This is a genomic window from Saccharopolyspora sp. MMCC62 (genome assembly GCF_057736575.1).
The window spans coordinates 363,865-376,152 of sequence record NZ_JBYKCM010000006.1 but is presented as its reverse complement, the minus strand read 5'-3'; the positions used below and the strand labels follow the sequence as shown (position 1 = coordinate 376,152).

Annotated in this window: 2 protein-coding genes; both read left to right on the top strand. The window is 76.4% G+C overall.

The genetic code is table 11. The features are described from left to right. The first annotated feature begins 1 nt into the window (after window position 1). Window positions 2–8,536 carry an amino acid adenylation domain-containing protein gene (locus AC29IT_RS17170; RefSeq protein WP_488219392.1) on the top strand — a complete coding sequence of 2,845 codons (8,535 nt, stop codon included), beginning with the start codon at window positions 2–4 and terminating at the stop codon, window positions 8,534–8,536. After that, window positions 8,529–12,266: a type I polyketide synthase gene (locus AC29IT_RS17165; RefSeq protein ID WP_488219391.1), complete on the top strand. Its 3,738-nt coding sequence runs from the start codon at window positions 8,529–8,531 to the stop codon at window positions 12,264–12,266. The genes AC29IT_RS17170 and AC29IT_RS17165 overlap by 8 nt, the downstream gene beginning before the upstream one ends. The last annotated feature ends 22 nt before the right edge of the window (window positions 12,267–12,288 follow it).

Here is a 12,288-nt window from a genome sequence, read left to right as displayed (position 1 = left end):
CATGCCAGTTCACCAGAACGACCGTCGACCGCTGTCCGGGGCGCAGGAGGGGCTCTGGTTCGCCCACCGGCTCGTGCCCGGCAGCGCCGCCTACAACACCGGTGAGCACGTGGAGATCCACGGCCCCGTCGACGCCGAGCTGTTCGAGGCGGCGCTGCGGCGCACCGTGGCCGAGGCCGACACGTTCGCGCTGCGCTTCCCGGACACCGCCGACGGGCCGCGGTGCGAGCCGACCGCGGACGCGGACTGGCCGCTGCACCGCGTCGACGTCAGCGACCACGCCGACCCGGTGGCCGCGGCCGAGGAGTGGATCGCCCGCGACCTGGCGACCCCGGTGGACGTCGAATCCGGGCCGCTGTTCTCGCACGCGCTGCTGGAGTTGGCGCCCGAACACCACATCTGGTTCCTGCGCGCGCACCACCTGCTGCTGGACGGGTACGGCTACAAGCTCGTCGCGCGCCGCCTCGCCGATGTGTACTCGGCGCTGGCGGCCGGGCGAGAACCGGCGCCCGCCGGGTTCGAGCCGGTCGAGCGGTTGCGGGCCGAGGAGGCGGCGTACCTGGGTTCCGACCGGTTCGCGCGCGACCGGGCGCACTGGGCGGAACGGCTCGCCGGGCTGCCCGAGCCGGTGCGGCTCACCGACCGGGCCGCCCCGCCGGTCGCGCCGTTCCTGCGCCGCACCACCGAGTTCTCCGCCGCGGAGGCCGAGGAGCTGTCCGCTGCGGCGGCACGGCTGGGCGTGGCGCGCACCGACCTGCTGGTCACCGCGGTGGCCGCGCACCTGCACCGGATGACCGGCGGCGCGGACCTGGTGCTCGGGATGGCGACGATGAGTCGGTCGGGCAGTGCGGCGCTGCGCACCCCGGGCACCGCCTCGGACGTGCTGCCGCTGCGGGTGGCGGTCGCGCCGGAGCTGCCGCTGGGCAAGTTGGCGGGGGCGGTCGCCGACGAGCTGCGGGGGTTGCGCAGGCACCAGCAGTACCGCGGCGAGCTGCTGCGGCGGGACCTGGGACTGCTCGGCGGCGGCAGGCGGCTGCACGGGCCGGTGGTGAACATCGTGCCGTTCACCGCGGACCTGGAGTTCGCGGGCAGCCCGTCCACCTCGCACCACCTCTCCGGCGGCGCGGTGGAGGACCTGCAGATCTCGGTGCGCCCCGGGGAATCGGGCGGGTTGTGGCTGGCGTTCGACGCGAACCCCGCGGTGTACGACGCGGCCGAGCTGGAGTCGCACCTGCGGCGGTTCCTGCTGGTGCTGCGGCAGCTCACCGAGGCGGACCCCGAGTCGCCCGTCGCGGACCTGGACCTGCTGCTGCCCGGCGAACTCCCGGCGGACACCGCCGCGCCGGAGCACTCGGTGACCACCACGCTCGCGGCCTGCTTCGAAGCGCAGGTGGCGCGGACACCGCAGCGCACGGCCGTGTCCGACGCGTCCTCGTCGCTGACGTACGCGGAACTCGACGCGGCCGCCAACCGGCTCGCGCGGCTGCTCGTCGAGCGCGGCGCGGGCCCCGGCCGGTCCGTGGCCGTGGCATTGCCGCGCGGAACCCGGCTGGTCACCGCACTGCTCGCGGCGTTGAAGACCGGCGCCGCCTACCTGCCGCTGGACGTGCGGCATCCCGCGGAACGGCTGCGGGTGGTGCTGGCGGACGTCGACCCCGCCGTCGTCGTCACCGACGGCGCGCACACCGGGCTGCTGCCGGACGTTCCGGCCGTGGCGCTGGGCGAGGCGGACGTCGAACGCGACCTGGCGGGGCGCGCGGACGCTGTGCTCGACGACGCGGAGCGGACCGGGCCGACGGGTCCGGACGACATCGCCTACGTCATCCACACCTCGGGTTCCACCGGACGCCCCAAGGGCGTGCCGGTGCCGAACGCCAACGTGATCCGGTTGTTCGAGGCCGCCGCCGAGCACTTCGACTTCGGGCCCGCGGACGTGTGGACGCTGTTCCACTCGTGCGCCTTCGACTTCGCGGTGTGGGAACTGTGGGGTGCACTGCTGCACGGCGGGCGCCTGGTGGTGGTGCCGCACGAGGTCAGCCGGTCGCCGCGGGAGTTCCTGCGGCTGCTGCGCGCCGAGCGGGTGACGGTGCTCAACCAGACGCCGTCGGCGTTCGAGCAGCTGGCGCAGGCCGACGCCACCGAAGAGTCCACTTCGGACCTGTCGTTGCGGTACGTGATCTTCGGCGGGGAGGCGCTGCGGCCGGAGCGGCTGCGCGGCTGGGCCGACCGGCACGGGCTGGACTTCCCCGCGCTGGTCAACATGTACGGGATCACCGAGACCACCGTGCACGTCACCCACCACCGGCTCACCCGCGCCGACCTGGACGATCCGCGCCGGGCCGGGATCATCGGGCGGCCGCTGGCGGACCTGCGGGTGCACGTCCTGGACGCCGCGGGACGACCGGTGCCGCCGGGCGTGCTCGGCGAGGTGCACGTGTCCGGCCCCGGGGTGGCGCCCGGCTACCTGAACCGGCCGGAGCTGACCGAGCAGCGGTTCCCGCCCGACCCGTTCGGCCGGCCCGGTTCGCGGATGTATCGCACCGGCGATCTGGCCCGGCGCCGTGCCGACGGCCTGTTGCAGTACGGCGGGCGCGCCGACGAGCAGGTGAAGATCCGCGGGTTCCGCGTCGAACCCGGCGAGGTGGCGGCCGCGCTCGCCGAGCACCCGTCCGTCGCGCACGCGGCGGTGGTGGCCCGCACCGCGGTGGACGGCGCGGCGCAGCTCGTCGGCTACGCGGTGCCGGGCGAGGGCGCGCGGCCCGAGCCCGCCGAGCTGCGGGCGCATCTGGCGGCGCGGCTGCCCGAGCACCTGGTGCCCGCCGGGTGCGTGCTGCTCGCCGAGCTGCCGCTGACCGCCAACGGCAAGCTCGACACCGCGGCGTTGCCCGCGCCCGACTTCGCCGCCGCAGCAGGAGGAACACGTCCGTCCACTTCGGACGAAGAAGTGGTGTGCGCGCTGTACGAGGAGGTGTTGGGCCTGCCCGGCGGCACCGTCGGCGTGGACGACGACTTCTTCGCCCTCGGCGGGCATTCGCTGCTGGCGACCCGGCTGCTCGGGCGGCTGCTGGCCGAGACGGGCGCGGAGGTGCCGATCTCGGCGCTGTTCGACTCCCCCCGCCCGGCCGCGCTGGCCGAGCTCGCGCGGGCGGGCGGTGCGCGACCGCCCGCCTGGACCGCGGGGCAGCGCCCGGACCGGGTGCCGCTGTCGTTCGCCCAGGAACGCATGTGGTTCCTGGACCGGCTCGGCGAGGCGTCGGCGACGTACCACATCCCGCTGGTGGTTCCGCTGCGCCACGAACTGGACGAGGACGCGCTGCGGGCCGCGCTCGGCGACGTCGCGGACCGGCACGAGAGCCTGCGCACCGTCTTCGCCCCCGACGGCGACGGGGTGCACCAGCGGGTGCTGCCGCCCGGGGAACTGCGGCCCGGGCTGCGGATCGTGGACTGCCCGGCCGCGGAGGTCGACGCGCACGTGGCCGCCGCGCTGCGCCGCCGCTTCGACCTCACCGCGGACAGCGCGCTGCGGGCGGCCGTGTTCGGCACCGGGCACGAGCGCACGCTGCTGCTGGTGCTGCACCACAGCGCGGGGGACGGCTGGTCGCTGCGGCCGCTCGCCGACGACCTCGGCGCCGCCTACCGGTCCCGGGTCGCGGGCGGCGCACCGGACCTGGCGCCGTTGCCGGTGCAGTACGCGGACTACGCGTGCCGGCAGCGGCAGGCGCTGGCTCCCGGCGGCCCGGGCCGGGTGGAGCGGCTGGTGGAGTTCTGGCGCGCGGCGCTGGACGGCGCCCCCGCCGAGAGCGTCCCGCCCGCCGACCGGCCCCGTCCTGCCACCGCTACCGGTCCGGGTCAGGGCGCGGCGGTGACCGAGGCGGTGAACGCCGAGCTGCACCGGGAGCTGCGGCGGCTGGCCGATTCGGCGGGCTGCAGCCTGTTCGTGGTGCTGCACGCCGCGGTGAGCGCGCTGCTGACCCGCTGGGGCGCGGGCGAGGACGTGCTGCTCGGCACCCCGGTGGCGGGCCGCGGCGACCCCGCGCTGGACGAGCTGATCGGCCTCGTGGCGAACACCGTGGTGCTGCGCGCCGACACCTCCGGCGACCCGTCGTTCCGCGAGTTGCTCGGCCGGGCCCGCGAGTTCGACCTGGCCGCGCTGGACCACCGGGACCTGCCGTTCGACCGGCTGGTGGAGGAGTTGAACCCGCCGCGGCACCCCGCGCGGCACCCGCTGTTCCAGGTGATGCTGGCGCTGCAGAACAACGAGCGCGCCGTCCTCGACCTCGGCGGCGATCGGGTGCCGTTGCGGCCGACCGCCACCGGCACCGCCAAGTTCGACCTGTTCGTCGACGTGCTGGAGCAGGCGGCGGGCGGCCTCGAACTGCACGTCGAGTACGCGACCGCCCGCTACGACCCGGCCACGGCCGCGGAGTTCGCCGCGGAGTTGCGCGCCCTGCTGGCCGCGGTGTGCGCCGCCCCGGACGCGCTGCTCAGCGCCCTGCCCGGCCGCCCCCGACCGGCCTGCCCCGCCGAGGCTGCCGACGCGGAGCACGCGCGGCGCCGGGCCGCGGAGGTGCCCGGGATTCGGGACGCGGTCGCGCTGCCCGCGGCGGACGGTGAGCCGGTGGTGTACGTGGTACCGGACCGGGCCGGGGCCGCCGAGCAGGTGGAGCGGCAGCTGACCGGAGCGGCGGTGCGGGTCGTCGCGGTCAACGATCTGCCCCGCACCGCCACCGGCGCGCTGGACGCCGACGCGCTGCGCGCCCTGCCGGTGGTCGACGCCCGGGCCGCGCGGGACTGGCGGGAGCGGCTCGCGCGCGTGCCCGGCGTCCGCGACGCGCAGGTGCGGCTGGAGGAGGTCCCTGCGGAACTGGAGCGCCGCCACGCGGGGCTCGCCCGCTCCGCCGCACCGGACCGCTCCCCCGCGATCGGCGGGGACGTGCCCGCGCTGTCCGAAGGCAGCGTCCAGCCGGAGCCGTCGGTGCCCGGCTGGGCGGCGGCGCTGCGCCGCGCCGCCGCCGGCTCCGCGGCCGGGATCGTGCACGTGCGCCCGGACGGCAGCGAGACCACCCAGAGCTACGCGGAACTCGCCGAGGAGGCGTCCCGGGTGCTGGCGGGCCTGCGCCGCGCCGGGCTGCAACCGGGTGATCAGGTGATCCTGCAGTGCGACGACAGCGCCGACTTCGTCGCCGTGCTGTGGGGCTGCATCCTCGGTGGCTTCACCGCCGTGCCGCTGACCGTTCCCGGTTCGTACGCGGTCGGTTCGGCGGCGCGGGCGAAGCTCTCCGGCATCTGGCGGCTGCTGGGCAGGCCGCTGGTGGTGGCCTCACCGGACAACGCGGCCGGGGTGCGGGACCTGGCGGCGCGGGAGCGGTGGACGGGCCTGCGGCTGAGCACGGCCGCGGAGCTGCGCGCGCACACCGCCGACCACGACTGGTACCGGGCCGCCCCGGACGACCTGCTCCTGCTGCTGATGACCTCCGGCAGCACCGGCCTGCCCAAGGCGGTCCGGCAGACCCACCGCAGCGTCCTCGCCCGTTCCGCGGCGACCGAGGTGGTGAACTCGCTCGGTGCCGCGGACGTCTCGCTGAACTGGATTCCGCTGGACCACGTGACCGGGGTGGTGATGTTCCACCTGCGCGACGTCTACCTCGCCTGCACGCAGGTGCACGCCCCCACCTCCTGGGTGTTGGCGGATCCGGCGCGCTGGATGGACCTCGCCGACCGGCACCGCGCCACCGTCACCTGGGCGCCGAACTTCGCGTTCGGGCTGCTCGCCGAGCACGCCGCCGAGTTCGCGGACCGCGACTGGGACCTGTCCCCGATGCGCCTGGTGATGAACGCGGGCGAGGTGGTGGTGGCCGCCGCGGCCCGCCGGTTCCTGCGCGCGCTGCGCCCGTTCGGGCTGCCGCAGCACGTGATGCACCCCGGCTGGGGGATGTCCGAGACCTGCTCGGTGGTCACCGACCACGCGCTGCCCGGCGAGCCGCCGGGGTACGACGAGTCGTTCGTCAGCTGCGGCCCGCCCTACCCCGGTTTCGCCATGCGGATCACGGACGAGCGGGGCGAGCTGCTCACCGAGGGCGAGGTCGGCAGGCTCCAGGTGCGGGGCGCCTCGGTGACCGAGGGCTACCACGACGACGCGGCGGCGAACGCCGGCTCGTTCACCGCCGACGGCTGGTTCGACACCGGCGACCTGGCGTTCCTGCGCGCCGGCGAGCTGCACATCAGCGGCCGCGCCAAGGACGTCATCATCGTCAACGGCGTCAACCACCACAGCCACGAGATCGAGGCGTGCGTCGAAGAACTCCCCTCCGTGGTGCGGAGTTTCACCGCGGCGTGCGCCGTCCGCTCCGACCCGGCGGCGGGCACCGACGAGCTGGCGCTGTTCCTGCACCTGGCTCCGGGGCAGGACGCGGCGGTGGCGCTGCGCGAGATCGGCGGCAAGGTCACCCGCGAGATCGGCGTGAGCCCCGCCTTCCTGGTCCCGGTGCCGCAGGACGCGATCCCGAAGACGGAGATCGGCAAGATCCAGCGCACCAAGCTGCGCGCCGCGTTCGAGGCGGGCGAGTTCGACGCGGTGGTGCGCGAGACCCAGCTGCTGCTGGGCACCGGCGACACGCTGCCGGACTGGTTCCTGCGGCCGGTGTGGCGGCGGGCCGAGGTGCTGCACCACCGGGAACGTCCGGCGGGGCACCACACCCTGGTGCTCGCGGGACCGGGCGCGGAAACCGCCGCCGACCGGGTGGCCGAGCGGCTGCGCGGCGGAGGCGGGCTGTGCACGGTCGTCTCGGACGGGGCGGCGTACGAGCGCGTCGACGCCGCCCGCTACCGGATCCGGCCCACCGACGAGCGGGACCACGCGGCGCTGCTGGCGCGGCTGGCCGCGGACGGGCGGGAGGTCGACGACGTGGTGCTGCTCGCCGCGCCGGGCGCCGAGACCCCGCACGGCGAAGCCCGGTGCAGCGAGGATCCGTGCGGCGACGGCGCCGAGCGGCTGCTGGCGTTCGCCCGGGCCCTGGCCGAGCGCCCGCCGCTGACCCTGCTGCTCGTCACGGCCGGCGCGCAGGCCGTGGCGGACGACGAGCTGCCCGCGCTGGAGCACGCCGCGACGGGCGGACTGCTCAAGTCGCTGCGCGCGGAACTGCCGTGGTTGCGCGGCGTGCACCTGGACCTCGCGCCCGGTGCCGAGCTCGCCGAGCACGTGGTGGCCGAGCTCGCCGCGCCGCCGGCCGACGCCGAGGTCGCGATCCGCGGCGGGCACCGGTACGCCCGCGGGCTGGTACCGCTGCCCGAAGCGCCCGCGACCGCACCACCGGACGAGGGGTTCCAGCTGGTCAGCGGCGGGCTCGGCGGTGTCGGCGGCGAGCTCGCCGCGCACCTGCTCGCCACCCCGGGCACCCGGCTGCTGCTGCTCGGCCGCACCGCGCCGACGGCACCGTCCCGCGCGGAGGCGTTGCGGCGGCTGCAGCGGCTCGGCGAGGTGCGCTACGAGACGGCGGACGTCACCGACGTCGCGCAGGTCCGGGCCGCGGTGCGGCGGGCCGCCGAGGCGTGGCGGGTGCCGCTGACCTCGGTGCTGCACCTGGCGGGCGCCTTCGACCAGCGACCCGCGCGGGAACTGCCCACCGCGGACTGGCGTGCGGCGCTGGCGGCGAAGGTGCACGGCGCCTGGGTGCTGCACCGGGTCGCCGCCGAGCACCCGGTGCGCTCGTTCACCACCTTCTCCTCCGTCAACGGGCACTTCGGCGGTGCGATGAGCTCCGCGTACTCGGCGGCCAACGCGTTCCTGGACGCGCTGGCGGTGCACCGGCGCCGCAGCGGGCTGCCGGGGCAGAGCCTGGCGTGGAGCACGTGGCGCGACCGCGGCATGAGCAGCGGGTACGGGCACACCGAGCTGACCGAGGCGCGCGGTTACCGGGCGCTGGACCCGTCCGCGGCGCTGCGGTCGTTCGACCTGGCCCGCGCCACCGGCGAGCCGCACGTGCTGATCGGCGCGGACCGCACGGCGCCGTGGGTGCGCAGCCACGTGCTCGCGCCGGTGCGACAGCTGCGGCGGCTCGCGGGACGGGTGGCGCTGGCGGACGGCACCGACCTGGGCGCACTGCACGAGGCGGCGGAGCCGGACCGGGACGACCGGGTGCTGCGCTCGGCGGGCACCGCCGAGCCCGGTGCGGAAGCCGACACCGGGGCGCAAGCCGACACCGGGGAGCTCCGCCGGTTGGAGGGCGAGCTGGCGGCGCTGTGGTGCGGCGTCGTCGGGCGCGACCGGGTGGGACGCGACGAGAACTTCTTCGACCTGGGCGGGAACTCGCTGCTGCTGGTCACCGCCCAGTCCGCGATCAACGCGGCGCTGGGCTGCGAGCTGACCGTGGTGGAGCTGTTCGCGCACCCCACGGTGCGCGACCTCGCCCGCCACCTGGCCGAGCGGGGCACCACCGAGGCCACCCCCGAACCCGCCGCGGCCGGACGGGACCGCGCGGCGGAACGAGCACGGCGGCGCACCGCCCGCCGGGAGCGGAAGGACCGAGGACGTGGCTGACGCGCAGCACGAGGACGCCCCCGCCGTCGCGGTGATCGGCATGGCCGCCCGGATGCCGGGCGCGGCGGACGTGGACGCGTTCTGGTCCGCGCTGGCCGCCGGACGCGACGCGGTGCGCCCGATCACCGAGGAGGAGTTCCGCGCCGCGGGTGGCGATCCGGCCGACCTGGCCGATCCGGCACTGGTCCGCATGGTGTCCACTGTGGATGGCATGGATCTGTTCGACGCCGGGTTCTTCGGCTGCAGCCCGGCGGAGGCAGCCGTCGTCGACCCGCAGCAGCGGCTGCTGCTGGAGACCGCCTACCACGCGCTGGAGGACGCGGGCCGCAGCGGCGGGACCGCGGGCGGCGCGACCGGCGTGTACGCGGGCAGCGGGGACAGCCGCTACTACCCGGCGCACGTGTTCCCCCGGTTCGCCGGCGAGCCCGGGTCGATGGAGCAGATGCACGCGGCGACCGCGAACTCGCTGGGCACGCTCGCCACCCGGATCTCCTACGAGCTCGGGCTGACCGGGCCGAGCGTCTCCGTGCAGACGGCGTGCTCGACCGCGCTCGTCGCCGTGCACACCGCCTGCCAGGACCTGGTCGAGTTCCGCTGCGACACGGCGCTGGCCGGTGCGGTGTCGCTGAACCCGTCGGCGCTGCTGGGCACCCGGCACGTGCCCGGCGGACCGTTCTCGCCGGACGGGCGCTGCCGCGCGTTCGCCGCCGACGCGGCGGGCACCGCCTCCGGCGACGGGGTGGGCGCGGTGGTGCTCAAGCGGCTGGAGGACGCCCTCGCCGACGGCGACCGCATCCGCGCGGTGGTGCGCGGCAGCGCGGTGAACAACGACGGCCGCCGCAAGGTCGGGTTCACCGCGCCCAGCGCCGCCGGGCAGACCGAGGTGGTCCTCGCCGCGCTGGCCGAAGCCGGGGTCGACGCGGACACCATCGGGCTGGTCGAGGCGCACGGCACCGCCACCCGGCTCGGCGATCCGATCGAGGTAGCGGCGCTCACCGACGCGTTCCGACGGAGCACCGTCCGGCGCGGTTTCTGCGCGCTCGGCTCGGTCAAGACGAACATCGGGCACCTGGGTGCGGCGGCCGGGATCGCCGGGTTCATCAAGGCGGTGCTGGCGCTGGAGCACCGGCTGATCCCGCCGAACCTGCACTTCACCGAACCCAACCCGCTGATCGACTTCGCGTCCGGGCCGTTCCGGGTGCCGACCGAACCGGCGGACTGGCCGGCGCAGGAGCACCCGCGGCGGGCCGGGGTGAGCGCGTTCGGCATCGGCGGCACCAACGCGCACGTCGTGCTGGAGGAAGCACCCCCGGCGCCGCCGGAACCACCGCGAGCACCGGAGAGCGGTGCCCGGCAGGTGTTGGTGCTGTCGGCGCGGACGGCGGGCGCGGTGCGTGGCCAGGCGGCGGCGTTGGCCCGGCACCTCGAAGCGCGGCCCGAGCTGCGGCTGGACGACGTCGCGCACTCGCTGCGCGCGGACCGACCCGCCCTCCCGCACCGGGCCGCGATCAGCGCCACCTCCACCGCGGAGGCCGTCGCCGCGCTGCGCGCCACCGGACCGGCGCCCGGCCCCGTTCCGGAGGAGCCCCCGCGAGTGGCGTTCCTGTTCCCCGGCGGCGGGACGCAGCACGTCGGCATGGGCCGCGAGCTGCACCGCGACGACGAGGTCGACCGGGACGCGGTGGACCGCTGCGCCGCGATCCTGCGCCCGGCGATCGGATCGGACATCCGCACGGCGCTGTTCGAGCACGCCGAACCGGGCAGCCCGGAGGCGATGCTCGCGCTGGTGGTCACCGAGTACGCCCTGGCCACGACCTTGTCGGCGGCGGGTGTGCGGCCGGACGCGCTGATCGGGCACTCGCTCGGCGAGTACACCGCGGCCTGCCTCGCCGGCGTCCTCGACCTGGACGAGATGCTGCCGGTGGTCGCCGAACGGCTGCGGCTCATCGTCGCCTCCGGGGGCGCCACGGTCGGCGTGGCCTGTTCGGCGGCGCAGCTGCGGCCGCTGCTGGGCGACGGGCTGTCGCTGGCCGCGATCAACGGGCCCGACGCCTGCGCGGTCGCCGGGGACGTCGCGGCGGTGGACCGGCTGGAGGTGGAGCTGTCCCGCCGCGAGCTGCCGTTCCGGCGGCTGCGGGTGGCCGGTGCCGCGCACTCGCACCTGCTGGACCCGGTGCTGGACACCTTCGCCGGGCACCTGCGCACGCTCACCCTGCGCCCGCCGGAGATCCCGTACGTCACCAACGTCACCGGCGGCTGGGCCACCGGCGAGCAGGTGACCGGCGTGCGGCACTGGCTGGACCACTTCCGCGGGACGGTGCGCTTCGCCGACGGCATCGAGGCGCTGTGCGCCGACACGCCGCCGGTCCTCGTCGAGATCGGCCCGGGTGACGGGCTCGGCAGGCTGGCGCAGAGCCGGTTCCCGGACGCGGTGGCAGTGCCGACGATGCGGCACGCGAAGGCCGCGCGGCCGGACGGGCTCGTGTTCGCCGAGGCGCTGGGCAGGTTGTGGAGCGCCGGGGTCGACGGCGCGCTGCCGGAGGTCGGCGGCGAGCCGCGCCGGGCCCCGCTGCCCGGTTACGCGTTCGACCGCGCGCGGCACTGGATCGACGCGCCCGGCGCCGCACCCCGCCCCGGAAGTCCACAAGAGACGGACGGGACGGGCGGCCTCGCGCCGCGCCCGCACCTGACCACCCCGCACGTCGCGCCCCGCACCGACCGCGAAGCGGCCGTGGCCGGGGTGTGGGAGGCGGCGCTCGGCATCGGCGGCATCGGCGTGCACGACAACTTCTTCGACCTAGGCGGGGATTCGATGCGCGCGGTGCTGCTGGCCGGGCGGCTGCGCCGCGACGGGGTGCTGGACGTGCCCGCCTCGGCGCTGCTGGCCGCGCCGACCGTGGCCGGGACGCTGGCCGCAGCCGACCGGGGCACCACCGGCGCGGCGCTGGGACCGCTGCTACCGCTGCGGGCCGAGGGCTCGGCCGTGCCGTTGTGCTGCGTGCACCCGGGCGCCGGGGTGTCCTGGCGCTACAGCGGGCTGCTGCCCCACCTCGGGGCCGAGCAGCCGGTGTTCGGCATCCAGGCGTTCGGCCTCGACGGCACCCGGCCGCCCGCAGCCGACGCCGCCGCCATGGTGCGGTCCTACGCGGACCTGGTGCGGGAGGTGCGGCCGCACGGCCCGCACCGGCTGCTCGGCTGGTCCTACGGCGGGTTCGTGGCGCACGCGGTGGCGTGCGCGCTGCAGGAGGCGGGCGAGGAGGTCGAGCTGCTCGCCCTGCTCGACGCGCCGCTGCCGTCCGCGATGCCGCGCACCCCGGACGGCGTCGAACGGCAGGTGGTCGACCTGCTGACCCGCCTGGCCGGGCTCCCGGAACCGGTTCCGGACGTGGCCGCGGTCCTCGACCGGCTCGGGGAGTTCGCGGACGGGGACGCGCCGGTGACGCGGGCCGAGGCCGGCTCGATCGCCACCGTGCTGCGCAACAGCCTCCGCATCGCGCCGCAGTTCCAGCCCGGCGTGTTCCGCGGCGACGTGCTGTTCTTCAGCGCCACCGCGGACACCCCCGGCTCGGTCGAGGACTTCGCGGCGGCGGGCGGGAAGGCCGCGGGCTGGCGGCCGCACGTCGCCGGACGTCTCGCGGAGCACGCCGTGGACTGCGACCACTACGCGATGACCGAGCCCGAGCCGATCGCGCACATCGGGAAGGTCCTCGCCGACGTCCTCCGCCGGTGACACCGGCGACCACGGCACCGGC